General features: G+C 72.6%; 23 protein-coding genes and 2 pseudogenes. 10 read left to right on the plus strand and 15 right to left on the minus strand.

Going from position 1 to position 25,436, the window contains the following annotated elements; all coding sequences use genetic code 11:
• Positions 1-329: 329 nt before the first annotated feature.
• A pseudogene (locus tag V1633_RS08310) lies at positions 330-1,802 on the minus strand (protein kinase domain-containing protein); the annotation flags it as partial.
• A gap of 136 nt (positions 1,803-1,938) precedes the next feature.
• Here V1633_RS08310 and V1633_RS08315 point away from each other — a divergent pair.
• Complete coding sequence (locus V1633_RS08315; protein ID WP_331213598.1) at positions 1,939-2,415, plus strand: PucR family transcriptional regulator; 477 nt, start codon at positions 1,939-1,941, stop codon at positions 2,413-2,415.
• An 802-nt stretch (positions 2,416-3,217) separates the two neighbouring features.
• The gene (locus V1633_RS08320; RefSeq protein ID WP_331213599.1) at positions 3,218-3,532 is read left to right on the plus strand and encodes a TraR/DksA family transcriptional regulator; all 315 of its coding nucleotides are present in this window, start codon (positions 3,218-3,220) and stop codon (positions 3,530-3,532) included.
• A 430-nt stretch (positions 3,533-3,962) separates the two neighbouring features.
• Here V1633_RS08320 and V1633_RS08325 read toward each other — a convergent pair whose 3' ends face one another.
• From V1633_RS08325 to V1633_RS08340, 4 genes are all read right to left on the minus strand, one after another.
• Entirely contained in the window at positions 3,963-4,940 is a 978-nt protein-coding gene (locus V1633_RS08325; RefSeq protein WP_331213600.1) for an aldo/keto reductase, read from the minus strand.
• A 175-nt stretch (positions 4,941-5,115) separates the two neighbouring features.
• Positions 5,116-6,030, minus strand: coding sequence for a GlxA family transcriptional regulator (locus tag V1633_RS08330; RefSeq protein ID WP_331213601.1), 915 nt, complete (start codon positions 6,028-6,030; stop codon positions 5,116-5,118).
• On the minus strand, positions 6,027-6,611 hold the full coding sequence (locus V1633_RS08335; RefSeq protein WP_331213602.1) for a cysteine hydrolase family protein: 585 nt from the start codon (positions 6,609-6,611) through the stop codon (positions 6,027-6,029). The genes V1633_RS08330 and V1633_RS08335 overlap by 4 nt, the downstream gene beginning before the upstream one ends.
• 70 nt (positions 6,612-6,681) lie before the next feature.
• Positions 6,682-6,933 (minus strand): hypothetical protein, encoded by a 252-nt coding sequence (locus tag V1633_RS08340; protein ID WP_331213603.1) that lies wholly within the window; start codon positions 6,931-6,933, stop codon positions 6,682-6,684.
• Positions 6,934-6,958: 25 nt separating this feature from the next.
• Here V1633_RS08340 and V1633_RS08345 point away from each other — a divergent pair, with 25 nt between their 5' ends.
• Positions 6,959-7,489, plus strand: a complete 531-nt coding sequence (locus tag V1633_RS08345) for a CGNR zinc finger domain-containing protein (RefSeq protein WP_331213604.1) — start codon at positions 6,959-6,961, stop codon at positions 7,487-7,489.
• 186 nt (positions 7,490-7,675) lie between these two features.
• Here the strand turns inward: V1633_RS08345 and V1633_RS08350 are convergent, their stop codons facing one another.
• Positions 7,676-9,619: a PPC domain-containing protein gene (locus V1633_RS08350; RefSeq protein ID WP_331213605.1), complete on the minus strand. Its 1,944-nt coding sequence runs from the start codon at positions 9,617-9,619 to the stop codon at positions 7,676-7,678.
• A 272-nt stretch (positions 9,620-9,891) separates the two neighbouring features.
• Between V1633_RS08350 and V1633_RS08355 the strand changes: the two are divergent.
• Positions 9,892-10,086 (plus strand): annotated as a pseudogene (locus V1633_RS08355) (sigma factor); the annotation flags it as partial.
• 25 nt (positions 10,087-10,111) lie between these two features.
• Here V1633_RS08355 and V1633_RS08360 read toward each other — a convergent pair.
• Entirely contained in the window at positions 10,112-14,746 is a 4,635-nt protein-coding gene (locus tag V1633_RS08360; protein ID WP_331213606.1) for a cation-translocating P-type ATPase, read from the minus strand.
• 269 nt (positions 14,747-15,015) lie between these two features.
• On the minus strand, positions 15,016-15,495 hold the full coding sequence (gene soxR / locus V1633_RS08365) for a redox-sensitive transcriptional activator SoxR (RefSeq protein WP_331213607.1): 480 nt from the start codon (positions 15,493-15,495) through the stop codon (positions 15,016-15,018).
• 148 nt (positions 15,496-15,643) lie between these two features.
• Between soxR and V1633_RS08370 the strand changes: the two genes are divergently transcribed.
• The 4 genes from V1633_RS08370 to V1633_RS08385 all read left to right on the plus strand — a co-directional run bounded on the left by V1633_RS08370 (position 15,644) and on the right by V1633_RS08385 (position 18,036).
• Positions 15,644-16,237, plus strand: a complete 594-nt coding sequence (locus V1633_RS08370; RefSeq protein ID WP_331213608.1) for an exonuclease — start codon at positions 15,644-15,646, stop codon at positions 16,235-16,237.
• Positions 16,238-16,367: 130 nt separating this feature from the next.
• Entirely contained in the window at positions 16,368-17,093 is a 726-nt protein-coding gene (locus V1633_RS08375; RefSeq protein ID WP_331213609.1) for a YoaK family protein, read from the plus strand.
• 105 nt (positions 17,094-17,198) lie between these two features.
• On the plus strand, positions 17,199-17,393 hold the full coding sequence (locus V1633_RS08380; RefSeq protein WP_331213610.1) for a hypothetical protein: 195 nt from the start codon (positions 17,199-17,201) through the stop codon (positions 17,391-17,393).
• Positions 17,394-17,484: 91 nt separating this feature from the next.
• On the plus strand, positions 17,485-18,036 hold the full coding sequence (locus V1633_RS08385; protein ID WP_331213817.1) for a YbaK/EbsC family protein: 552 nt from the start codon (positions 17,485-17,487) through the stop codon (positions 18,034-18,036).
• Here V1633_RS08385 and V1633_RS08390 read toward each other — a convergent pair.
• Positions 17,989-18,204, minus strand: coding sequence for a hypothetical protein (locus V1633_RS08390; protein ID WP_331213611.1), 216 nt, complete (start codon positions 18,202-18,204; stop codon positions 17,989-17,991). The genes V1633_RS08385 and V1633_RS08390 overlap by 48 nt on opposite strands.
• A gap of 886 nt (positions 18,205-19,090) precedes the next feature.
• Between V1633_RS08390 and V1633_RS08395 the strand changes: the two genes are divergently transcribed.
• On the plus strand, positions 19,091-20,173 hold the full coding sequence (locus tag V1633_RS08395; protein ID WP_331213612.1) for a helix-turn-helix domain-containing protein: 1,083 nt from the start codon (positions 19,091-19,093) through the stop codon (positions 20,171-20,173).
• Between the two features lie 80 nt (positions 20,174-20,253).
• Here V1633_RS08395 and V1633_RS08400 read toward each other — a convergent pair whose 3' ends face one another.
• The 6 genes from V1633_RS08400 to V1633_RS08425 all read right to left on the minus strand — a co-directional run bounded on the left by V1633_RS08400 (position 20,254) and on the right by V1633_RS08425 (position 24,647).
• Positions 20,254-21,690 carry an alpha/beta hydrolase-fold protein gene (locus tag V1633_RS08400; protein ID WP_331213613.1) on the minus strand — a complete coding sequence of 479 codons (1,437 nt, stop codon included), beginning with the start codon at positions 21,688-21,690 and terminating at the stop codon, positions 20,254-20,256.
• Positions 21,691-21,722: 32 nt separating this feature from the next.
• Positions 21,723-22,208 (minus strand): SRPBCC family protein, encoded by a 486-nt coding sequence (locus V1633_RS08405; RefSeq protein ID WP_331213614.1) that lies wholly within the window; start codon positions 22,206-22,208, stop codon positions 21,723-21,725.
• Complete coding sequence (locus V1633_RS08410; protein WP_331213615.1) at positions 22,205-22,540, minus strand: ArsR/SmtB family transcription factor; 336 nt, start codon at positions 22,538-22,540, stop codon at positions 22,205-22,207. The genes V1633_RS08405 and V1633_RS08410 overlap by 4 nt, the downstream gene beginning before the upstream one ends.
• A 304-nt stretch (positions 22,541-22,844) precedes the next feature.
• Positions 22,845-23,498 carry a DsbA family oxidoreductase gene (locus tag V1633_RS08415; protein WP_331213616.1) on the minus strand — a complete coding sequence of 218 codons (654 nt, stop codon included), beginning with the start codon at positions 23,496-23,498 and terminating at the stop codon, positions 22,845-22,847.
• A gap of 20 nt (positions 23,499-23,518) precedes the next feature.
• Complete coding sequence (locus V1633_RS08420; protein WP_407951992.1) at positions 23,519-23,938, minus strand: SufE family protein; 420 nt, start codon at positions 23,936-23,938, stop codon at positions 23,519-23,521.
• A 283-nt stretch (positions 23,939-24,221) separates the two neighbouring features.
• On the minus strand, positions 24,222-24,647 hold the full coding sequence (locus V1633_RS08425; protein WP_331213618.1) for a CBS domain-containing protein: 426 nt from the start codon (positions 24,645-24,647) through the stop codon (positions 24,222-24,224).
• A gap of 162 nt (positions 24,648-24,809) precedes the next feature.
• Here V1633_RS08425 and V1633_RS08430 point away from each other — a divergent pair, with 162 nt between their 5' ends.
• Positions 24,810-25,418 carry a dTDP-4-dehydrorhamnose 3,5-epimerase family protein gene (locus V1633_RS08430; RefSeq protein ID WP_331213619.1) on the plus strand — a complete coding sequence of 203 codons (609 nt, stop codon included), beginning with the start codon at positions 24,810-24,812 and terminating at the stop codon, positions 25,416-25,418.
• Positions 25,419-25,436: the final 18 nt, after the last annotated feature.

Genomic DNA, 25,436 nt, shown 5'->3' on the forward strand with positions numbered 1-25,436 from the left:
CATCGACCACAGTAGAGTGTCGCTTCGAGCCGGGGCATCGGCCGCTCGGCTCCACCCGACGCTCGGTGCCGCCAGGAAGCTCAGTCGCAGTGTTCGAACGGGCTGTTGTAACCGACCCCGGCGGCCGAGCCACCCCATCTGACGCAGACGCCCGCCGCCTTGGCCCGGACCGGCCCGGCGTAGTAGTCGAACGAGCCGCTGTCGGTGCTCCTGGCCTGGCCCTGCACCTCCAGGTACGTGGAGACCGGCGTCCTGCTGCCGACCGAGGTGGTCTTCAGGGTCACCGCGCAGTTGTAGCCGTTGCCGGCGTTGTACAGCAGGTACACCCGCCCCTGTACGCCCCCGTCCGATCCGGTCAGCGTCGCCGAGTCGATGACCTGGTAACCACTCCCGCAGGCCTCGGCCGCGGTGTACGGGTTCTTCGTGGACGGGCTCGTCCGGCTCGGAGTGGGTTTCGGGCCGCCGGTCGGGGCGGATCCGCCCGGGCGGGAGGGCGTCGGGGTGGCGGTCGCGCCACCGGTCGTTCCGGCCGACCGGTTCGGCTGGCTGGTGGCCCGGGCCGCCGGTTCGAGGCCCCCGCCGGACGGGGTGGCGCTGGTCGAGGCCCGGCCGCCGACCCTGGTCAGCAGGTCGGACGCTGACGGGTCCTGCGCACCCGGCCGGAGGACGAGTACGGCGCCCAGCCCGGCCAGCGCGACGGCCAGTGTTCCGGCCACCGCCGCGAGGACACGGTTGCGTCGGCGTCGGTTGCCGTCCCCGGCCGGAGGTGCCGCGTTCCACCGCTGGTCCGGGACGGTGGGTGGGGCACCCGACGGCTGCTCCGTGCCGCCGTCGTACCCGGAACCGGACGCGGAGGGTGGGGGTGCCCCGTACGGCAGCGGAGTCTGGTGGTGGCCAGCGCGGTCGGCTGCCGGTGCCGTGCCGGTGCTCCACGGCGTGCCGCTCAGCGGGGTGGCAACCGTGGCCGGGGGTGTGGCCAGCAGGGCACGGGCGGCCTCGGCGAAGGCGGCGGCGCTCGGGTGACGGTGCGCCGGATCCTTGGCCAGGGCGTGGGTGACGAGCGCGGCCACCGGAGCCGGGACGTCCGGCGGCAGTGCGGGCGGCGGGTCCTGGAGATGCTGACTCACCACGTGCAGCGGATTGGTACCGGTGAACGGCGGCCGGCCGGTCAGACAGCAGTACGCGAGCGCGCCGAGCGCGTAGATGTCGGTCGCCGCCGAGACGGGGCGCCCGGAGATCTGCTCGGGGGCCATGTAGTGGGCCGTGCCGAGCACGACGTTGCTGCCGGTGATGCCGGTGATGTTCGCCGACCGGGCCACGCCGAAGTCGACCAGCACGATGCTGCCGTCCGGTTGGACCAGCAGGTTGCTCGGCTTGACGTCCCGGTGGACGATGCTGGCCTGGTGGGCGACGTGCAGGGCCTGCGCCGCCTGTGCCACCACCGAGAGGGTCTCCGCGACGCCGAGCCGGCCGGCGGCCTTGATCCGCTTCGACAGCGGGACACCCTCGAGGTACTCCATCACGAGGTAGTCGACCCGGTGGCCACCGTCGACCGGCGCGTTCTCGCCGTAGTCGTAGACCTGGACGATGCCCGGATGGCGCAGCGCGGCCATCAGCCGGGCCTCGGTCCGGAACCGGGTGATGAACTCCGTGTCGGAGATCAGCGCCGGGAGCAGGACCTTGACCGCGACCCGGCGTCTGAGCAGCGTGTCGGTGGCGGACCAGACCTCGCCCATGCCACCTGTCGCCACCCGGTCGTTCAGCAGGTAACGGTCGTTGAGGACGACTCCCGGAGACAGCACCCGATCAAGGTACCCGTCGCTGCCGACGGGCTGTCCGCGCCGGAGACGGGTACCCGTGGCCCGATGGTCGCCTGTCGGCGGTCGGCAGGCGCCGTTCGGGATAGGTTGCGGACGACGGTGCCGATCGGGGGAGAACATGGCTGAGCCAGGCCGGGCGGGGCGGGACGCCCACCGCTCCGGTGCCCGGACGCCGGCCTGCATCGCCCGCAGTTACGAGGAGGCGCGGGAGGCGCTCGACCTCGGTGGCAAGTTGGACCTGCCGGACAACGTCGCGTACGCGGAGGACCTGCTGGTCTACCGGATGCTGTTGCGGGACCAGGCGGCGATCGCGGACCTGATCGACGGGGTGCTCACCCCGTTGACGTCGGCGCGCGGTGGTGCTGACCCGCTGCTCGCCACCGTCGAGGCGTACTTCGCGAGCGGCGGTGTCGCCACCCACGCCGCCCGCCGGCTGCACCTGTCGGTCCGGGCGGTCACCTACCGGCTCGGTCGGGTACGGGCACTGACCGGCTACGACCCGACAAACCCCGCCGACTGGTTCACCCTGCACGCCGCCGTGCTCGGTGCCCGGCTGCTCGGCTGGCCCCACCGGGAACTGCCCCGGATCAGTTGAGTCGTGCTTCTCGGCGCCGGCGAAGTGGTGCCGGTCCAGGGTCGAGGTGTCCCTTTTCCCGCCCGGTTGCCACCGGACTGGTTGCCGGCGGCCGGCAACCAGGCGTGGTTGGTGTTGGCCGACGTCGACCCCTGTCTTTCGCCGGTCGGTGACGGACGCTGGAGGTCCCACGACGCGTCGGGCCACGAGGAGGCGGTGATGACGACCCATACGGTGACCGGTCCGCCGGGCCGGGCCGATCGAGCCGCGTGCCGACGACCGACCGCGTGGTGGTGTGCCTCGCCGGCCCGTCGGCGGCCCGGTGGGCCTGTCCCGCGCCGCAGGTCCGTTCCGGTCGGCGGTTCCGGCCCGCGCCACAGTTCGGCTCCGGTTCGTAGCCCCGCTTCGCTGCGCGGGTTCACCTCGGCGAGCGCGGGCGACTGACCAGTCGGGGGTCGGGCCGGCGGTAGGCCGACCGGCCTCCTGAGTCGCACCGGACCCGACATTTTCGGCAGGCGGGCCGGCTTCCGGAGGAGCGGCCGGGTACCCACCCACCGCCGCGCCACGACCCGATGCACTCTGACGCGCCCGTTCGGCCCTGATGCTTCCGTTCGTGCCTTGGTTTTCCGTTCGTCCCTGACGTTCACCGGGTCGTCACGGACTCGCGGTGCCGGATGTCGTACGTCCTGCGGCACCCCGGGCGGCCGGGCGTTCTGCGGTCCGGCGACGCACGGCCGATGGTTCGCCAACCCGCGGTCGCACCCGTACGGCGGTACCGCCGTACCCGATTCGTCCACATCAGACAAGCAGAGAGGAGCAGACAATGCTCAACAGACAGGACCAGTACGAGGGACTGCGGTCGGCGCTGGAGGAGCAGCTTCAGCGGCAGACCGACGAGTTGACCGAGCTGACCATCCACAGTGGTGAGCCCGAGCGCAACGGCCATGACCCGCACCAGATCGCGGCACGGATCGCCACCACCCGGCAGAGCCTGGCCGACACCGCCCAGGCGTTGCGTCGGATCGCCGACGGCAGTTACGGGCGGTGCGGGCGGTGCCAGGCCGACATCCCGGTCGAGCGACTCGAAATCCGGCCACACGCCCGGTACTGCGTGCCCTGCCAGGCCAAGGGTGCCTGAGCCGGCCCGTCCGGGCCGGCCGGCACCGACGGGGTCGGAAAGGGGCGCTTCCTCGACCCGGAAGCGACCGGAGGTGCCCCTTTCCCACCACCGGGTGTGTCGCGCGTGGGGAGGTTGACGGTCCGCCGGTTCGATCAGTGCCGCTCGTCCAACCGTCGCCGTAGCGACCTTCCGAGACCAAAGGCCCGGTAGGACAGCCAGGCTCCGCCGAAGAACATCACCACGATCGCGACAAGTAACAGCCAGCGCATCTCGACCTCCGATCCGGGCCGCCGTAGCAGCCCCGGGCGTCTGTCCCATGTGCCCGGTCGCCGCCTACGCCAATCCTCTTCGGCCCGGCCCGTCGTGACCGGTCGCTGCCTGCGTCAACCGCTCGCCGGCCCGGCCTGTCGTGACCGGAGGCGCCCCTTCCCGGCCCGGCCCGTCGTGGTCAGAAGCCCTCGGGGCTGCGGGGTACGTAGTGCTCCTCAAGTCGGTGAAGTTCACTCTCGTCGAGGTGGAGTTCCACGGCGGCGACCGCGTCCGCCAGGTGTTCCGGCCGGGTCGCGCCGACGATCGGGGCGGTGACCGGTGACTGGTGGAACAGCCAGGCGAGCGCGACCTGGGCCCGGGACACGCCCCGCTCGGCGGCGATCGTGGCGACCGTCTCGACGATCCGCCGGTCGGACTCCTCGGCCTGCCGGTAGAGCCGACTGCCGAACTCGTCGGTCTCGGTACGCCGGGTGGTGGCGTCCCAGTCCCGGGTGAGCCGGCCCCGCGCCAGCGGGCTCCACGGCAGCACTCCGACGCCCTGGTCGAGGCAGAACGGGAGCATCTCCCGCTCCTCCTCCCGCATGATCAGGTTGTACTGGTTCTGCATCGAGACGAACCGGGTCCAGCCGTTCAGGTCGGCGACGTACTGGGCCTGGACGAACTGCCAGGTCCACATCGAGGAGGCGCCGAGGTAGCGGACCTTGCCGGCCCGGACCACGTCGTGCAGTGCCTCCATCGTCTCCTCGATCGGCACGTTCGGGTCGTACCGGTGGATCTGGTAGAGGTCGATGTAGTCGGTGCCGAGCCGGCGCAGGCTGGCGTCGACCTGGGTGAGGATCGCGGCCCGGGACAGCCCGGCGCCCTTCGGTCCCGGGCCCATCCGCCCGTGCACCTTGGTCGCGATCACCACCTCGTCGCGGGTGGCGAACTCGCCGAGCAGCTTGCCGGTGATCTCCTCACTGGTGCCGTCGGAGTAGACGTTCGCGGTGTCGAAGGTGGTGATCCCGGCCTCGATCGCCTGCCGGACCAGCGGCCGGGCGTCGTCGAGGGCCAGAGACCACGGGTGGGGGCCGCGGCTGGGCTCGCCGAAGCTCATGCAGCCGACGACCACACTCGACACTTCCAGCCCCGAACCGCCCAGGCGTTCGTACCGCATCAGCACTCCTCGTCCCGTTCAACGTCTTTTCCGGAACGTACCGGCCGGCGGGGCGTAGCGACCGGGCCGGCGTGCGTGATTCCGGTAACCGCCGACGTCCGAGCTCGGCCGGCTCCGGGCCGGCCGGTGCGAAGACGACCGTGACCATCGGGTACGACGGCGGCGACGACCGTGGTCACCGGAGGCCGGTACGACCACGGAGCCGGCGCAGCATCCGGGCGTCGGCGAAACCGACCGCGCGGGCGGCCGACTCGACGGTGGTGCCGTGGCCGATCAGGTGTTCGGCGCGTTCGACCCGGAGCAGCTGCTGGTAGCGCAGCGGGGTCAGCCCGACAGCGTCGACGAAGAGCCGGGTGAGGGTCCGCTGGCTGACACCGCCGGAAGCGGCCAGGTCGGGCAGGGACAGCCGGTCGGCGTACCGGGCGTCGATGGTGTCCTGCACCCGGTGCACCACGTCGCTGAGGTGGCCCCGGTGCCGGAGCATCGCGCTGGCCTGCTGCTCGTCGCCGTTGCGTCGGGCGTAGACCACCATCTCCCGGGCCACCCGGGCGGCGAAACCGGGGCCGTGCCGGACCGCCAGCAGATGCAGGCTGAGGTCGATGCCGCTGGCGATGCCGGCCGAGGTGATCACCCGTTGGTCCTCGACATAGAGCACGTCGCGTACGACGGTGGCGCGGGGACACCGACGTGCGAGGTGCTCCTGCAGGTCGTGGTGGGTGGTGCAGCGGCGGCCGGCGAGCAGCCCGGCGTCGGCCAGCGCGAACGCCCCGGAGCAGACGCTGGCCACCGTGCCGCCCCGCTCGTGGTGCCGGGCCAGGCGTTCCAGGGTGGCGGCGCCGAACGAGGGCTGCCACGGCCGACCGGAGGTGGAACAGCCGGGCACCATGATCAGGTCGTCCGAGCCCAGGTCGGGCCAGTCGACCCGGGCCCTCAGCGGTACGCCCTGCGCCGTACCGACGTCCTCCTGCTCGCCCACGTAGTGCAGCGTGTAGTCCCCACCGAAGTCGGCCGCGGTGGAGAACGTCTGCGCCGGCCCGGCCAGGTCGAGCAGGTGCAGCCGGGCGGCGAGCAGGAAGACGACCGTGGTCACCCGCCGACCAGCTCCGCGACGGTACGGATGGTGGCGAACCGGCCGGCGAGCGCGTACTCGGTCCGGCGGATGATCTCGTCGACGCCGAGGGTGCGCGGGTCGGCGAGAATCTCGTCCAACGGACGGCCGGGCGGGGCGTCGCGGTGTTCGATCGGCGTGGTCGCGGTGGCGTCCGTCACGAAGGTCACCTGGTAGCCGAGGTCGGAGGCGAGCCGGGTGGTGGTCTCGACGCACTGCTCGGTCCGGATCCCGCAGACCGTCAGTTCGCGGATCCCCTCACTGGTCAGCAACTGTTGCAGGTTCGTGGTGGTGAACGCGTTGTGCGAGGTCTTTCGCAGCACCGGCTCGCCCGGTGCGACGTCCAGCCCGTCCATCAGCCGGACGAAGCCGAGCGCCGGGTCGAAGACGGTGCCGGTGCCGGGTTCGGTGTGCAGCACCCAGACCACCAGGTCGCCGCTGGCCCGGAACGTTTCGGTCAGCAGACGTACCTGCTTGACGATCTCGGGGTTCGAGGTGGCGGCCCAGTTCGGGCGCTGCCGGAAGGACTCCTGTACGTCGATGACGACGAGGGCTCGCTGCATGTCACCGATCCTGTCCCGTCCTGGTGACGTACCGTCAGGCACCATCGTGCCCGGATCCGGACCGATCCGGTCAGCGATCCCGGTCACCCGGAACCGTCTCGGCCGCCGGCCACCGACCGGTGCCCGGCGACGGGTTGTGCCGGAGGCGGTGCGGGGGTGGTGCGTCGACCGGCCGGACCGGCGTCTCCGGAATCCGGGCCACGGCCCGCTGGCCGGCGCGGACCCGCCACAGGCCGCAGTGACAGTACTGGTAGTGCACGGTGCCCTCGCTCGTCCGGTGTCGGGACCGGGTCCGCCACACGTGCCCGTCGGTGTCGGTCATGTCGACAGCCTGCTGTAATGGCATTATGCATCTCAACCCTTACGGGTCGGACCCGGTACGACTGGCTGTCGACCTGGCCAACAACCGGCCCCGGTCGGTGGCCGAACTGGCACGGCGGTGCGGCGACGCCGGCCTGGTGATGGACATGCCGATCCAGGGGGACGACCTCGTCGTCGTACTGCGGCTCGTCGACCAGTGGTGCGAGATCGTCGACGCGGACTCGGCGGCGGAGCGGGCCCGGCTGCTCAACGACCTGCTGGCGGACGCGTCGACGTACCCCCGGCTGACCAACCACGCGGACGGACCCTGGCACCTGCACTACCGCGACGACGGGGTGTCGTTGTCGGCGGTGCTCCGCGCCCTGATCAGCGTCGGCACGGCACTGCACCTGACCGGCCGGGGAATGGACCGGCTGGGCCGGTGCGCGCTGGACGACTGCCGGGTGATCTACGCAGACCTGTCCCGGACCGGCCGGCAACGGTACTGCTCGTCCCGCTGCGCCAACCGCGACGCGGTACGCCGGCACCGCGCCCGGTCCGGGTCGGCGGCACGTTGAACGGCACCGCGCCCGGTCCGGGTCGGCGGCACGCTGAGGCGGCGACGCCGAGGCCGGTCGAAGGGGCCGGGGCCGGCGCGGGACGACGGGCCGGAGACGGTGCGGCCCGGGCCTCCCGGCGGTGCGGGAGACCCGGGCACTCGGGTCAGGGCCGGACGTCCGGCCGTTGACTCAGACGACCGGCACTCAGCGGGTCACGGTGAGCGCGATCCGGCTGAGGGTGTCCTCGATGCCGGTGAAACCCTCACCCGGGTTGAACACGTCCTCGCCGAAGTCGACGTCGATGTCGTCGGCGGTGCCGCCGACGCCGTCCGGGCCGACGCCGAACATGACCGGGAAGTTGCCGCCCTGGTCCATCACGTTGGGCTGGTCGTTGAACTGGTCCACGTGCCAGTCACCGAGGAAGTGACCCGCCTCGTGGGCGGTGACGTTGCCGACCGCCTGCCCGATGAAGCCCACCCGGTCACTCGCTTCGGTCACGTACGTGTTCAGCGACGTCTCCTCGCCGGCCGGGTCGCTCAGCACGTCGAGCAGCACCAGCGCGGAGTCCTCCGTGCCGAAGTTGCCCGGGTCGATGTACTGGGCGATACCGATGGTGGGGATCCCCGACTCCTCGATCGTGCCGCCGACGATGATCCGGCTGACGTTCGGCTCGCCGAACGGGTCGGCGTGATCCCGACTGTTCAGGATCCGCAGGTCGAACTTCGGGTTGAGGCCGCTGGCGACCATGTCGTGGTGCAGGTTCTCCCGCACCGTCTCGATGATCGAGTCGATCAGCGCGTTCTCGTCGGCGTTGGTCAGACCCCACCGGCCGAGGAAGGCCCGCAGCGGGCTCAGCGTACGGACCCCGGCACCGCCGAAGATCGCGGTGTTCAGCCGCTGACCGTCGAAGTCGAGGAAGAGCGTCTGTCGCGGCCGCTGCCCCTCCAGGCCCGGCCGGTACGCCTCGACCGTGATGTCGTACGTGCCACTGCCGGCGCTCACCCCGACGTAGTGCCAGCCCGCCACGTCCGCCACGTGCTCGGTGACCGCGTTGCCGCCACCGGGCAGCGGACTGGTCGGCGGGTAGATGCCGCTCAGGTCCTGCGCCGAACCGTGCACCTCACGCTGCGCCGGGTCGTAGACCGTGATCTGCGCGGCCTCGCCCGCGACCGAGGCACCGAGGACGTCACCGACACGCAGCCGTACGGCGAAGAAGTCCACGTCCTGCTCGGCGTTGTCCATGGTCAGCGTGTACGGGCCCTCGCTGCCGGCACCGTCCCCACTGGCCGAATCGAACGGGTCGGCCGGCAGCGCCGGGAACCCGGAGACCATCAGGTAGTAGGTGCCGTCCTCGGTGAAGGTGTACCTCAGCTGGCTGTCGAGCCCGTCGCTGTCGTCGTTGAACGCCAGCGCCTCGCCGTCGGCGGAGGCGAGGATCAGCATCGAGTCCAGGTCACCGGTCGGGGTGTTGATGTCGAAGGTGGCGGTCTCACCGGCGGTGCCGGTCAGCTCGTACCAGTCGAAGTCCCCGGTGCCGGTGCCGGCGCTGCCGTGCGGACCGTCGCCGATCTGTGCCGAGACGGTGACCGCGTCGGCGGTGTCGCCGAAGCCGGTCTCGCCGGCCAGCGGGATCGCCCCGTCGTCCTCCGGCGTCGGTGCGATCTCCTCCGCCTCGAGCTGCTCAGGGGAGAGCGTGCCGAGGATCCGGAGGCGCTGGTTGTCCTTCCTGCCGGTGCCGAAGCCGGTGATCGGCTGGGCGGTGGCCGGGCTGTCGTTACCACCCCGGATCCCGGCCGGCTCGTCCTCGTCGGCGAGCAGCGGCCCCGCCTGCGCAGCCCGTTGCTGCGCCCGCTGCTGCGCCAGTCGCGTGGCGCGCTGTTCGCTCTTCGCCTGCAGGTGTTCCCGCCACGCGGCGTGGTCGGCGGCACCGGGATCGGGCAGCAGGGCGAGGAACGGGTTGGGCCCGGCCGGTCGCCGGGCGGTGTCGGACGACTTCGTCGTGGAGATCCCACCGGCCCGGGCGACCGCAGCCGCCGCCCAGTCGGGCGTACCGGCGTCGTTGGACGCTGGTCGGGCCTGTGCGTTGGTGGGTGTCAGCACCGAGGCCACCAGGATTCCGGTGGCCAGGGCTGCGACAGGTCGACGCATGTGTCTCCCTCCGTTGTGCCAGGTCGGTGACCCCCGCCACCGACAAGCATCGATGACCTTACTGATCCGGGAGGGCGATTAATAGAAACAGTCAGATTCGCGAGTGTCTTTGTGGAGTCTGTCACCTCGTGCAACTTTCTCCACTGCTGTGGCGTAGCCGTACCGGTCGACCTTCTCCGGCTGGCGGGTGTGTCGGGACTTTGGCACTCGGGTTCCAACCCCTGGACCGTCCGCGGCATGTACCTGGCAACGGAGAAGGCGCGGGAGGAAACGTGGACGACGACGTCGGCTTCCGGGAGTTCGTCGAGGCGAGACTGGCTCGACTGTCCCAGGTGGCCTACCTGCTGACCGGCCGGCACTACGACGCGGAGGACCTGCTCCAGGCAGCGCTGGTGAAGGTCGCCGGGCGATGGCGCCCGATCTCGGCGACGGGCGACCCGGGGGCGTACGTCCGCAAGGTGATGTACAACGAGCGGATCCTGTCCTGGCGGCTCAGTCCTCAGACTGGTCCGCCGGGTCCGCCGGCCGTTTCCGCCCCGCCGGTTTCCCGGTTCCGCGCCGTTCTTCGGCCGGATGTTCCGTCGCTGGTTTGTCCGGGGCCGCCGGCTGACCCGCCGGGGGTTCCGTCGCTGGTTTCTCCGCGTCCTCCGGCTGACCCGCCGGGTGCTCTGTCGCTGGTTTCGCCGGGTTCTCGGTGGCCGGACGGCCGTCCGGCGACGGCGTGATCAGCCGGCCGACGGCGGCGTTGGCGAGGGTGGCACTGACCGCGCTGCCGGCGGCGATGCCCCAGCCGACCGGCCCGAGCGGGGTGCAGCCGAAGAACTGGCTCAGCCCCGGGGTCTGGACCACGGTCGCGAGCGCGGCCAGCGATCCGGCGGTCGAGGCCAGCACGGCGGGGCTCATCCCCCCGTCGACCAGGGTCTGGCCGAGCTGGGTGCCGACCAGGGCGGCCAGTGCGATGGTGCCGGCCCGACGCCGGCTGCCGGTGTAGCGGGCCAACGACCAGCCGGTGGTGGCGCCGAGCGCGGTGGTACCGGCCCGCAGGGCGATCTCCCGACTGAGGGTGGCCCCGAGGGAGGTCTCCGGGCCCTCGGTCAGCAGCCCGTCCATCCGGTGCTGCTCGGGCGGTCGGACCGCGATCGCCATCGCCGGCGCCAGGTCGGTGAGCAGGTTGACCAGCAGCATCTGCCGACCGTTCAGCGCCGAGCGGCCGGTCAGCGCGGCGGTGAGCACGCTGAAGGCGATCTCGCCGAGGTTGCCGCCGACCAGGATGCTCAGCGCGTGCCGGACCGACGACCACATCGCCCGCCCCTCGACCAGGGTCGCGATGATGGTCTCCAGCCGGTCGTCGGTGACGACCAGGTCGGCGGCGGCGCGGGCCGCCGGGGTGCCCCGCTGACCGAGCGCGATCCCGACGTCGGCGAGCCGGATCGCCGGTGCGTCGTTGGCGCCGTCACCGGTCATCGCCACGGTACGGCCGCACTTCTGCAGCGCCCGGATGATCCGGACCTTGTGTGTCGGCGTACACCGGGCGACCACGTCCGTTCTGGCCAGCCGTTCGGCGAGGGCGTCGTCGTCGAGTCGGTCCAGTTCGGTCGCGGTGACGACCCGCTGTTCGCCGCCGTCCGGGCTGATGGTCGCGGCGATCGCCTCGGCGGTCGCCGGATGGTCGCCGGTGATCATGATGGTGTGCACCCCGGCCTGCCGGATCCGGCGCACCGCCGGCGCCGCGCTCTTCCGTATCCCGTCGGCCAGGGTGAGGAAGCCGACGAAGGTCAGGTCCGCCACGTCCTCCTCGGCGAGGGTCTCGCCGGGCAGCTGCCGCTCGGCGACCGCCAGCACCCGCTGGCCGGCTCCGGCATGCCGGTCCAGGGTCTCCCGCAGCTCCCGGCAACCCGCCTCGTCCAGCGGCTGGTCGCCGTGCGGGCCGTGACGCCGGGTACAGCGCGGCAGGATCGTCTCCGGGGCACCCTTCACGCTGAGCAGGTACACACCCCGGTGCTGGCCCACCGTGGCGTGGTAGCCCCGGGACGGCTCGAACGGCAACGCGTGCGTCTGGTGCCAGGGGTGGGTCCGGGTTCCGCTGCCGACCCCGGCCTTCCGGGCACCGGTCAGCACCGCCCGGTCGGTCTGCTGGTTGACCTCCTCCGGCCGGTCGGCCGCCGGGGTGGCGCGTACCGCCGCCGCGAGGACCGGGCGCAGTCGCCGGTCGAGCTGGTCGAGTTCGGCGTACCGTTCGCCGTCGCCGACCCCGGCGAGCAGCAGCTGCCCCTCGGTGAGGGTGCCGGTCTTGTCGAAACAGAGCACGTCGACCCGGCCGAGCGCCTCGATGGTGCGCGGATTGCGGACCAGGGCACCGTGTTCGGCGAGCCGTCGGGCCGCCGCCAGCTGGGCGGCGTTGACCAGGAACGGCAACCCCTCCGGTACGGAGGCGACGGCGAGGTTCGCGGCGGTGCTGGCCGACTCGACCAGCGGTACGCCGCGCAGCAGTCCCGCCCCGGCGACCGCGACCGCCGAGCTGGCGGCGAGCGGTATGGACATCTTGGTGAGCCGGCCGAGCCGGGCCTCCACCCCGCTGGTCGGGGCCTCCTCACCGGCCAGTGCCATGCCCCGGCCGACCTCGGTCTCCGCCCCGGTCGCCACCACCACGGCCAGTCCGCGCCCGGCCGCCACCGTGGTCCCCTCGTAGATCATCGAACGCCGCTCGGCGACGTCGGCGGCCACCACCGGATGGCTGGTCTTCGACACCGGGAGCGACTCGCCGGTCAGGGAGGACTCGTCGGTCTCCAGACCGTCCGCCTTGATTACCCGGCAGTCGGCCGCGATCGCGTCACCCGGTTCGACCGCGACGATGTCGCCGGGGACCAGTTCGTCGGCGGCCACCACCCGTTCGACGCCGTCCCGGTGGACCCGGGCGGTCACCGCCGACCGGGAGAGGAGTTCGGCCAGCGAGCGTTCGGTGGAGACCCGGTGCCCGGCACCGATCAGCGCGGTCAGCCCGATCACGCCGCCGACCAGCGCGGCGTCCGCTATCGAGCCGACCGCGGCGGAGAGGGCGGCCCCGCCGGCCAGCACCGGGGTGAGCGGGTTCGCCAGTTCGTCGACGAACGCCCGGGGCAGGTCCAGGGTGTCGGGCACGCCGGCGGCCGTGGCGCGGCCGCGGCCGCGGACCTGCTCGGTGGTCAGGCCCGCCCGGTCGGCGTCGAGCCGGGTCAGGACGGTCTCGACCGGCATCAGGTGCCACGGGGTCGGCGGCGCGGCGTTGCTGGTGCGTCGGTCCGGCAGCCGGCCGGCGCGCCAGACCCCGTGTCCGAGGGCCAGGCCGGCGGCGGCGTTGACCGCCATCATCGCCCGGCCGGGCAGCTGTGCCGGGGCGGCGGTGAACGCGGCGATGGCGCCGAGTCCGGAGCCACCGGCGGCGAGCGCGATGCTCTGCCGGGCCACCGTACGGGCCAGGCCGGCGGCCTCGACCACCAGCGCGGCGACCGTCAGGTCGGTGCCGATCAGCAGGTGTGCCCCCCACGGGGGCGTCTCGTCGGGGTGCCACACCCCGAGGCCGCAGTCGGCGGCGGCCAGCGCCCGGGGGTCGGCGGAGACCAGTGCCACCATCGTCCGACCGGTTTGCAGCGACCGGATCGAGGCGGCGAGTTCCGGCCCGCCGGGCAGCAGGCCGTCGGCGAAGCCGTACCGGTCCCGGTCGGCCTCGGTGCCGGCGACCAGCAGCCGCAGGCCGGCCCGGCGCGCGGCGGCCGGCAGCGCGTCGATGCCCGGTGCCGGTTCGGGGGTCACCCGGACCACGGCGGTGAGCGTGCCGTCGCGGGTCAGCCCGAGCAGTGTCGCGTCGCTGTCCGTACGCAGCCTTCCGACCTCGGGGTTGTCGGCGGCGGGCGGCGGCAGGCTGTCGAGTGGGCTGAGTTTCCAGCCCTCCGCCGTTCGTACCCCGGCCGGGGCGTCCGGGTCGAACAGGGCGAAGGCCCGGACCGCCACCTCCTCCGGATCGTGGCCGGTGAGCGGGACCAGGTCGGTGAGCGTTCCCCGCTCGGAGCGGAGCGCGGCGGCGTCCAGGACGAGGGTGTCCAGGCGTTCGAGTTCCCGCAGCACACTGCGGTCCATCGCGATCACGCCACGTCGGGCGAGCAGCCAGCCGAGTCGTGCCGCGTACGCCTCCCGGCCGGTCACGGCGGCGCTGGGGATGCTGGACAGCGCGAGCGCGGCGGCCCGTTTACGGCCGGCCAGTCCCAGTACGGCGGCACCGGCGACGGTGCCCGACTCCAGTACCCGGGCCAGATAATGTTCGATCGGGCCGTCCGGCTTCGGTACCGGTCGTTCGTCGGACGGTGGCGGTGCGGTGGCCCGTTCGGGGCTTCCGGAGAGCAGTGGCTCGGCCTTCTCCCAGGCGGCGAGTTGGGCCCGTGCCTCGCCCCACTGGACGATCCGCTGCGCGCCGTCGAGGACGATGCCGGCCCAGCCGCCGGTCAGTCCCTGGGCGAGCACGGTGGCGAGCGGCAGCCACGACTCGGCCCGGTGGTCGCCGCGCAGTCCCCGGGACGCGAGTGAACGCAGTCTCGGATGCAGGTCGATCGCCCGGACCAGGCCGGCGAGTTCCGCCGGCGCCCGGGTGAACGGCATGATCCGGACCGCCGCCGACAGGCCGAGGCCGGCCGCGTCCGCGGCGATCCTGGTCACCGCGCGCCGGCTGCGCGGCCCCTCCTCGGGCGGGTGCGGTTCCGGGCAGTCGGGGTCGAGCGCCGACCCGTCGCTGCGTTCGACGGCCGCGATGGTCGTGACCAGGTCCCGTAGCCGGGGTTCCGGCGGACCGACCGCCACCACCACCCGGCCGGACGGTGCGTTGACCCGGGCCCAGCGCACCCCCGGCAGGTCCTGCAGCGCCGCCTCGAGTCGGGCGACCAGCCGCTCGGCGCCCGGTTGGGCGACGCCGTGCACCTCGATGTGGTGGCGCCCGGGCCGGGACCACACGCCACGGCGGGTCAGCCCGGCGGCCCGCGCCGCCCGGGACACCACGCCTTCGGCGGTACGGGAGACGTTGGCGACCAGGCTCGGCACCGCGCTGGGGGGCAGCGCCGCGGCGAGGTGTACGCCGGGCAGCCGCAACCCGGACGGTTTCATCGAGCGGCGCCGCTGGCTTGCGTGCTCCTCCGCCACGCGTCTCGGCCACGGTCACCGGCCGTACTCGGGTAGCCCATGTTCACCCTCCCGGAGCTCTGGTCGGCGCTGCCTACCCGGCCGACGACCGGTTATGCCTCCGATCGGTTCCGTCCGGCCCGCATGTCCGCCTCCCCGGCCGCCGGCCCATCCTGTTGTCCGCCTCGTTGTCCGGACACCGGCCCACCTGCCCGGCCCGGCCTACCGTCCGCCTTGCTGCGGCCTGGTCGGGGTCAGGCTTCCGCCGGCTCGCCGTCGATGGTCGGCAGTCCGGCGAGCAGCCGACGTGGCCCGGGGCCGGAGGCCGCCAGCATGTCGTCGGGGTTGGAGAGCATGCAGTGGCCCAGCGAGAGGCAGCCGCAGCCGATGCAGTCGGAGAGGTTGTCCCGGAGTCGTTGCAGGGCGGTGATCCGGTCGTCGAGTTGGCTGCGCCAGTTCGATGACAGTCGGGCCCAGTCCTCCCGGTTCGGGGTGCGCTGATCGGGCAGGCTGGCCAGGGCGGAGCGGATCTCGGCCAGCGGCACCCCGACCCGCTGGGCGAACCGGATGAACGCCACCCGGCGCAGGATGTCCCGGCTGTAGCGGCGCTGGTTCCCGCTGGTGCGTGTGCTGGTGATCAGGCCCTTGGCCTCGTAGAAGTGCAGCGCCGACACGGCCACCCCGCTGCGTTGGGCGACCTGGCCGACGGTGAGGGTGTACGGAAGTTCGGGCATCGACCCAGCCTACCCAGCTACCTGAACCAATGTTGAGGTCGTTGTCCGCGCCCGGGTGTGCCGGGCGGCGGCCGGCGGCCACGGAATCCGCCCGGCAGCGGCGGGAACCGGGTGGACCGGGGCCGCCTCGCACCGCAAGCTGGTCGACGTGGCTGATCTTCCTGAGTTGTACGTCGCGGTCGACGTCGAGGCGGACGGACCGATCCCCGGGCCGTACAGCATGCTGTCGCTCGGCATGGCGGTGGCCGGCCGTCCCGAGTTGACCTTCTACACCGAGCTGCGGCCGATCTCCGACGAGTTCGTGCCGGCCGCGCTCGCCGTCTCCGGGCTGGACCGGGACCGGCTGCTCCGGGAGGCACCGCCCGCCGAGGCGGCGATGTCCGCGGCGGCGAACTGGGTGAACCGGCTGCGCGAGGTCGGCCGGCCGGTTTTCCTGGCCGCCCCGGCGGTCTGGGACGGCATGTTCGTGCACTGGTACTTCGTCCGGTTCGTCGGCCACAGCCCGTTCGGGGCGACCGGCTCGGGGGTGGACCTGCGTTCGTACTGGATGGGGTTGACCGGTGTCGAGTGGTCGAAGACGCACAAGGGAAAGATCAAGAACGCGTTGGGCCTGACCGGGTTGCCGCACACCCACCACGCCGGCGAGGACGCGTCGGAACTCGCCCAGGTCTTCGCCGCCGTGCTGCGGGAACGGGAGGGCGGCACGTCCCGGCCGCCGGGACAGACCGGACGGACCGTGTGAACCCGCCGGATCCGGGTACGACGCTGCCGGTCGCCGGGGCCGGTTCCGGCCAGAAGGGCCGGCGTACGACGTGGCTGACAGCGGAACGTCTCCAGCGGGCCGCGCCGACGGGTCGGTCCCGGACGACACGTTGCCGGACCGCCTGGTGGTACGCCTGCTCGCGGTGCTGGCCACCGCGGCGGGTTGCCTGGACGTCATCTGTGTGACCCGGCTCGGCGGTCCGTTCGCCAGCGTGATCACCGGCAACCTGGTGCAGGTCGGTCAGGCGCTGGTCACGGTGGACCGCTCGCTGCTGGTACACACGACAACCGCGATCGGCGGCTACACGCTGGGCGTGGCGGTGGGCACCGTACCGCTGCGGGGCGTACGGAGCGGGTGGCGTCGTCGGAGCACCCGGCTGGCGGCCGTGGAGGCGGTGCTGCTCAGCGCGGTGGCGGTCGGTTGGCTCGCCGCCGGAGCCCGGCCCGGCCACGTCGGCGCCCTGCTGCTGCTCGGTGCCGCCTCGACGGCGACCGGTATCCAGAGTGTGCTGACGATCAGTTCCGGAATCCGGGGAGCCTCGACGACGTACCTGACCGGAACGCTGACCGGGGTGGTCCGGACCGTTGTCGGCGATCCGCACCGGTTCGCCGCCGGGGCGGGCGGCGTCGCCCGGCTGGGGGCGTTGCTCGGCGGTGCCGTCCTGGACGCGCTCCTGCTGCGGGTCGCGCCGTTGGGCGCGCCCGCCCTGGCGGCGGCTCTGGTGGTCGCGGTGGTCCTGGTCGCCGGCCTGCGGTCCCGGCACCGACCGGCCGGGACGGACGCGGTTAGGACGTGCCGCGCGGGACGGTCGGCGAAGCCGGCCGACGGCGGGTGACGTGGCGTGCGGCGCCGCGGCCGTCCGCACGGGCGGGGTACCCGACCGGGCGACGGAACCAGATATGAGACTTTTTCCGGATTGGTCGCGGCCTACCCTGCTGACATGGTCTTTCTGGCGATAGCGGCGGTCCTGTACGTCTGTGGTTTTGTCTTCCTGTACGGCGTGATCCGGGTCGCCGTCCGGCACGCCCTGGAGGACGTCGAGCTGCGGCGGGTCCGTGCCGAGCAGGCTCCGGAGCGGGATCGGCTGATGGCCCGGACCCTGGTGCCGGACAACGCCTTCCTCGCCGGCAGCTGAACCCACCCGGCCGACCCGCCCCACCGGATGCGGCTGGTCGAGGCGCCCGGCTGGGTTCGACGGGCGGGCCGGTGCGAGGATGGCGGACGTGCTGGGAACGCTGAAGACGGAACCGGCCGCGGGGCGCGCCGACCTGCTCGCCGCGCCGGTGACCGCCGCCCTCGACCGCTGGCCCGCCGACGCGTCGGTACCGGTCGACCAGGTGCTGGTCGCTCCGATCGACGCGACCCTCGCCGACACCGCCGCCTTCTGCGCGGCGTACGACGTCGGGCTCGACGTCTCGGCCAACTGCGTGGTCGTGGCCGGCAAGCGGGAGGGAACCGTCCGGTACGCCGCCTGCGTGGTGCTCGCCACCACCCGGGCCGACGTGAACGGCGTGGTACGCCGGCATCTCGACGTCCGCAAGGCGAGTTTCGCGCCGATGGCCGAGGCGGTGGACCTGACCGGCATGGAGTACGGCGGCATCACCCCGGTCGGGCTGCCGGAGACCTGGCCGATCCTGGTCGACTCGCGGGTGGTCACCATGCCGTACGTGGTGATCGGTTCCGGGGTCCGCCACAGCAAGATCGTGCTGCCCGGCTCCGCCCTGTCCCTGCTACCCGGCGCCGAGGTCGTCGAGGGGCTGGCCCGATCCGTCGACTGACCCGTCGGCGGAGCGTTCCGGCCAGCACACCGGGCATCCGCAGCGCAGCACGCTGACCTGACCGGTGCCGGAGACCATCTGCAACTGCCCGGGGCAGCCGTGCGGCGTCTCGGTCGTCGGCGGACGCAGTGCGAGCGTGCACGGCAGGCACAGCGTGGTGTCGCTCATCCGCCACTCTCCGTTCCGCCCCGTCGCGCAGGGGCCGGGCGACCGCTCCCGCCGATGTCGGCCGTGGCACGGATGTCGATGTCTATCACATCCGTCCCAGCCGCGTGACCCGGCGGTAGCCGGCCCGGCCGGGTTGGGCCGGTCGGCCCGTCCGGCCGGCGCCGGACTCCCGGCCGCCGGCCGCCCGGCCGGTCCTGACCTGGTCGGCGACGCTGGACCAGCGGACGGACCGGTCGTCACCGGGTCAGCGAGGCTGGACCAGCGGTCGGACCGGACCGGCTGTCACCGGGTCGGCGAGGCTGGACCAGCGGTCGGACCGGACCGGCTGTCACCGGATCGGAGACGCTGGACCAGCGGACGGATCGGACCGGGCGTGACCAGGTCGGCGAGGCTGGACCAGCAGGCGGCTGGACCGTTCGTGACCCGTGGTGAACGTCGGACCGCCGAGCAGGCGAATCTGACCTGGTGGGTGGACCGGACCGGGGAGCCCGGTGCACGGGACCGGTCCGCTCGGGCCGAGTGTCCGGACTGGAGGGTGGAGGGGGTGCGACGGCCGCCGGCACGGCCGCCGCACCCGGTGGGACGCGACCCGACCCGGGGGAAGGGCGTCGGGGGGTGCGCCCCGAGGGGCGGCGGACACGATGACACCCCGACGTCGAAGGCCCGAGGACGTCGTGGCACATCGTGCCCGCCAGCTGGGGTGCTGACCGCCCGGCGCGGATTTCCGGTGACTGTCCACTTACGTTCCGCCACCGGAACGCGGTAGAACATTGACCGGCACCACATCGAGCGGAAGCGATCCACATCCCCACATTCCCGTAACCAAGGCACTACCGATAGTAGGCGCGGTTTTCAGGTGTTTTCCGGAGCGCACGGGCGGTAGACGATGGATCACGTCGGGGCAAGGCTGAGGATGGCCCGTACGGACGCCGAGGTCACCCTCACCCAGATGGCGGCCAGGACCAACTACAGCAAGAGTCACCTCTGCAATGTCGAGCTGGGTAAACGGCCGGCCACCCCGGATCTTGTGCTGGCCTACGAGCGGGTGTTGGGAGACAGCGTGCAGCGCAGGAACGCCCTCGTGCTCGCCGCGGCCGTCGTGGTCCCCTCCGCCGTCGCCGAGCTGGTCCAGCACGGCTTCGCCGCCGCGATGGGTCCACGGCGCGGCGTCGACGACTGGGTTGCCCGGGCCGAGGCGTACGGCCAGGACTACATGTCGCTCGGTGCGGCCGAACTGCAGGGCCGGCTCGCCACCGACCTGGTCGTACTGCAACAGGAGCTGGACGACCCGCACCTGTGGGCGGTGGCCGCCCGACTGATGACCGTGCACGGCAAGACCCTGCCCAACACCGACGGCAACCGGGGCGCCATCCGGTCGTACGAGATGGCGGCACTCGCCGCCGACCGCTCCGGTGACCTGGCCACCCGGGTCTGGGTACGCGGCCGGGCCGCCCTCGCGCTGGCGTACGAGGGGACGCACCTGCCGGTCGCGGCCCGGCTCGCCGGGCAGGCGGTCGTGCTCTCCGACCGGCCGACGCTGGGGCGACTCAACGCGCTGACCGCGCAGGCCCACGTCGCCGCGTGCCGGGGCGACTCCGCCACCGCAAGGTCCACCATGGACGACGCCCGTCGGGTCTTCGACGCGGTCGGCAGCGACGAGCAGATCTCCGACTTCGCCGTGCCGGAATGGCGGTTCCACACCTTCGAGTCGATGCTGCTGTCCCGGCTCGGCCACGGCGGGGCGCTGGCCGCGCAGGAGGCCGCCGACCGGACCAGGCCGGACAGTCTGCCCCGCTTCGCCACCCACATCGAGCTGCACCGGGGCCTGATGATGGCCGCCGCCGGGGACGCGGCCGGCGGGCTCGGCTACGCCCGGCGGGCGATGGAACGCCTGCCGGCGCACCGGCACAGCCTGTCACTGCGGTTGATGCTCGCCGAGGTGGAACGAACGGCCGGGGCGGCGACCTGAGTGACAGGTCACCGCCCCGGTGCCCACCGGGCCCTGGTCGCGGCGGCTCGGTGATGGTGGTGCGGGTTCGCCGGCGCCGGTTATCGCGACGGTCGTAGTGCCGTCGGCGGAGTGAAGCTGGTGAACGCCGGCGGCATCGGCGCGTCCTGGAAGGTGCGTCCGAGGTCCAGGACGAGCTGGTATCCGGCGCCCAGCGCGTTGGCCTGGTCGTTCAGCCGCCGCGCCGAGGTGTCCGGCCAGCGGCCGGTGTCGAGACGGGCGAACAGCGTACGGAGCAGGACGATCTCCTCGGCGGCGCTGAACGAGCAGTGCCCGCCCCGCGCGACGTGGAGTTGGCGCAGCCGGCCGGGGTCACCGGCCCGGCGTACCTGGTCGGCGTACCAGCGCTCCTGGTCCGGTGGGGCGCCGCCGTCGCCGGTGGTGTGCATCGAGACCACCGGGACCGGGGTGCGTCCGGTCGGGACGCCGTACCGGTACATGTACCCGACCGCGGCCGGGTCGGCGGCGATCCGGGGTGCGGCCGCCAGGCGGGACAGGTCGGCGCGCAGGTCCAGGCCGGCCACCTGGTACGCCCGTTCGACCTGCTCGGTCTGCGCGGACCGGCTGAGCTGGCGACGGTAGTCGACGCCGACGTTCGAGGACGGGTTGCCGCCCGCCCGACGCTCCAGGTTCGTCCGCGCCGGCGGACCGGACCCCAGGGTGTACGCGTACTTGAGCCACTCCGCCTGGTTCTGGACCCGGACCAGCGGGTCGGTCGGCCGGGGCTCGTGTGCCGAGTACCAGCCGGTCACGTTGTTCAGGGCGGCGGCCAGGGCGATTCGGGCCCGTCCCTCGGGGGTGCCGAGCGCCTCGTCGACCGCCGCGCCGAGGGCGGCGCCGCTGGCGGCCGGATCGGTGGGGCGGACCAGGTCGATGCCCGCGTCCGGGGCGAGCAGCGTCCGGATCGCGAAGAGTACGTCCAGACCGGCGTTGAGGCCGCCGTGCGGGTCGTACTCGCCGCAGAGCGTCGCCACTCCGGCGAAGCGGTGCGGGTTGCGCTCGGCGAGCAGGGTGGCGATGGACGCGCCCATCGACTGGCCGGTCGCGATCGTACGGCGGGGCCGGCCGACGTTCGACTCGAACCAGTCGAGCAGGGCGATCTGGTCGCGCAGACCACGTTCGACCGCGTAGCCGAGACCATCCTCGGCGAACTGCGAGGCGGCCAACGCGTACCCGTGGTCGAGCAGCCAGACCTCGGTCTCGGACCGGTCCGGCGGTCGGTTGGTCAGCGCGGTGCCGAACGGCGGGAAGCCCTCCGGCAGGTAGCCGTGGCTGTACAGCACGAGGGTGCCGTTCCAGTGTGCGGGCAGTTCGACCCGGTAGTCGGCGCCGTTGATGGCGCCGGTGACGGTCCGTCGACCCGGTTCCGGGGTTGTCGAGGCGGCGGCGGTGCCGGGCGGGGGTGCGGCGGTGGTCAGCGTGGCGCCCAGCGCGGCGGTCAGGGTCAGGCGACGGGCCAGGACGGTTGCTCGGGGCATCTGCGGTGATCCTCTCCGAACTCGTCGGGTTGTCAGGCGTACAGCGAGCTGCCGGTCTCCAGCAGGCTCTTCAGGTCGCTGAGCACCTCGGCCCAGCCACCACCGGCGCCTTCGAGCTCGCCGTTGACCTGTGCCAGGGTCTGCGGTGCCCCGGTCAGCTCGTGGATCACGGTCAGCGAGCAGACCTCGCCGCGCTGCTGGCTGATCTCGTACGTCAGCCGGCTGGCCGGCTCGTCGTACCAGGTGGCCCGCCAGGTCTGCACCAGTCGGTGCGGCGGGTCGAGCTCGATCACCTCGCCCTCGATCGGCACCTCCACCATTCCGGCCTGCCGCAGCTCCTCCGGGGCGACGGCCCGGTATCTGCCGCCCGGCCGCAGGTCGTAGTCGGCGAGGACCTGGTAGCCGTACTTCCGGGTCCACTCGGGTTTGGTGATCGCGTCCCAGATCGCCTCCGGGGTGGACCTGATGTAGACCCGGTAGACCTTGGTGGTCGCGGTTGTCGTCGCCGTGCCGGTCATCGCTTCTCCTCCGGTTGGTCGTCTTCGAGGGTGTTCCTCAGTTCGAGCAGTGCGGCGGCCGGACCCTCGGTGTACTTGTCGATCCACCTGTCGTGGATCGAGCGGATCGGCACCGGGTTGAGGAAATGCAGCTTCTCCCGCCCCTGCCGCCGGGTGACGACAAGATTCGCCTCCTCGAGGACCCGCAGGTGCTTCATCACCCCGAAGCGGGTCATCTCCAGTTCGGACTCCAGCTCGGTCAGGGTCTGGCCGTCACGGACGAACAGACGGTCGAGCAGTGCCCGGCGGGTCGGATCAGCGAGCGCCTTGAACACCCGGTCGTCGTCGTTCACGCCAACAGAATAGGTGACCAAAAGGTCACATGTCAACGACGGCGATGACCAGGCGACGGCCCGGTGGCCGTCGTGGCTGGGAAGAGGGGGTGTGACCTGGCCTGTTGTCGGTCAGGGTGAAGCGCCGGTCGACCCGGGCCGGTGGGACCGGAGCCCCTGGCGGGCCGATGACCGGTAGACAACGGTGATCATCGATACCGTTGCACGTGAAACGTTGAGGAGGTTGCGGTGTCGCCCCGGAGCGGACCGACAACTCGGTGCGACGGTCAGCCGGAGGTCGCGCCTCCGGCCGACCGGGTCGAACTCAGCTCTCGGCCTCGCGGCGGCGTACCTCCCGCAGGGCGGCGAGCAGCGTCTCCGGCTCCTGGGCACCGGCGACGGCGTACTTGCCGGCCAGGACAAACATCGGCACGCTGGTCACGCCGAGCTCGTGTGCCTCCCGCAGGGCCGCCCGCAGCTCGGTCACGCCCTCCGAGGAGTCGAGGAACCGGCGCACGTCGGACTCGTCCAGCCCGACCGTCGCCGCGACGCCGGCCAGTGCGGGCCGCGATCCGACGTCGACCCCGTCGACGAAGTGCGCCCGATAGAGCGCCGTCACCAGCTCGGCCGAGCCGCCGCGTTGTTCGGCGTAGCCGCCGTGTTGTTCGGCATACCAGACCAGCCGGTGCGCGTCGAAGGTGTTGGCCGCGACCGCGCGGTCGAAGCGCAGTTCCAGTCCGGCGCCGGCGGCCACCGAGGCGGTGTGCTCGGTGATCTGGCGGGCCCGCTCCGGCCCGCCGAACTTCTCGGCCAGCATCTCCAGCGTCGGTCGGGGCTCGGGCACCGGGGACGGATCGAGCTGGAACGGCCGGTACCGGACCGTCACCTCTCCGTCGAACGACTTCAGGGCCTCGGTCAGCCGTTGGGTGCCGATGTAGCACCAGGGACAGACCACGTCCGCGTAGATCTCGATCTCCACGGAACGGCACAACCCGCCGGTCAGGCGATCTGTTCCCGTACCTGGCGCTTCAGCCGGGCCAGGATGGCGTTGCCGCCGCGTACCCGCAGCGGGCTGATCGCCTGGGCCAGCCCCATCCGCTGGTAGAGATCGTCCGGCACGGCCAGCACCTGGTCAGCGCTCGCCCCGGCCAGCCCCTCGGCCAGGATGCCGGCGAAGGCCCGGGTCGTCGGTGCCTCCGGCGGGCAGTCGAACCAGGTGGTGACGGTACGGTCGGCGGCCACCTCGGCGCGGAGAAAGAACGAGGTCTGACACTCCGGCACCTGCTCCATGCCGGTCCGGTCGGCCAACTGCGCCGGCAGCGGCGGCACCGCGTCCGAGAACTCCAGCAGCATCTCCAGCACCACGTCCCGGGGAGCGGCGGCGAACTCCGCGACGATCTCGGCCAGCTTCGGAGGCATCGACTCGGGCGTGGACTGCGACGACATGCCCTCAGGCTACCGAGGTGACCAGGGCGTCCGCCGGCCGCGCCCAAGCGCCCCACACTCGGGGTCGGCCCCGGTGGCCCGGGTCACGTCCGCGCCGGCGGCCCGGGTCATGCCGGCCTCCGTCGGGTCGCGCCCGACCACGGCGTTGCTCCGCCCTGGCCCGGAGTCACGCCCGCCCAGGGTGGGGCCGCTCTTCGGCCCGGAGTCGCGCCTGGCCGAGCGGGCAGCCTTCCGGTCCGGAGTCGCGCCTGCCCGGTCAGGTCGTCGGGCTGGCCTCGCTGATGTCGCTGAGCGCCGAGTGGGGGTCGAGGCGCATCGCCAGGTCGCCGAGCGAGACGATGCCGACCAGTTCGCGGTCGCTGTCGCAGACCAGGATCCGGCGTACCGAACGCTCCCGCATCAGCGCCGCGGCGTCGGCGGCGGTCGAGTTCTGCTCGATCATCACGATCTCCCGGGTGGTGATCGAGCCCAGCGTGGTCTGCCGGGCGTCCCGCCCCTCGGCCACCGCCCGGACCACGATGTCCCGGTCGGTGACCATGCCGAGCAGGGTGGCGCCGTCGGTGACCACCACGTCGCCGATGTCGGCGTCCCGCATCGCGCTGGCCGCCTCGTCCAACGGGGTCGCCGCGGGTAGATAGATCACCTCTCTGGTCATCACGTCGCGGACCTTGACCTCAGTCACCGTTGCCTCCGAAACCCCCGGGTTCTTGCCGATACCACCCCGTACCCGTTCGTTGACAGCCTGACACCAGTCAGCTTTCCGACCGGCCACTCTGCGTCGCGCAGCGGGTATGGTGCGGTTACCCCGACAAGCCGGAGAGACCACCCCCGTGACTCTCAAGAGGTGCGAGTGAAGGCCACCGAGCTGTCCATTCCCGGTGCGTGGGAGTTCCTGCCGCAGGTGTTCCCCGACGAGCGGGGCAGCCTCCAGATCGGCTACGACGCGGCGGTCTTCGCCGACGCGCTCGGCTTCGAACTGACCGTCGCGCAGGTCAACCAGAGCGTCTCCCGTCGAGGCGTCGTCCGGGGCGTGCACTGGGCCGACGTACCGGTCGGGCAGGCCAAGTACGTCTCCTGCCCGCGCGGCGCGGTGCTCGACGTGGTGGTCGACCTGCGGGTCGGGTCGCCGACCTTCGGCCGGCACGAGGTGACCCGCCTGGACACCGTCGACCACCGTGCCGTCTACCTGTCGGAGGGGCTGGGCCACGCGTTCGTCGCGCTGGAGGAGAACAGCGTCGTCAACTACCTCTGTTCGGCCCGGTACGCCCCGACCCGGGAGCGGGTCGTCAGCATCCACGACCCGGAACTGGCACTGACCTGGCCGAACGACGTCACGCCGATCCTCTCCACCCGGGACGCGACCGCCCCGACCCTGGCGGAGCTGCGCGAAGCCGGGCTGCTGCCGGATTACGCCGCGTGCCAGCGCTTCTACCAGACCCTGCGGGGCGCCTGACCGGGTTCGGCCCGGCCC

Origin of the sequence: Plantactinospora sonchi, from assembly GCF_036422035.1 — a bacterium.
Classification (GTDB): Bacteria; Actinomycetota; Actinomycetes; order Mycobacteriales; family Micromonosporaceae; genus Plantactinospora; species Plantactinospora sonchi.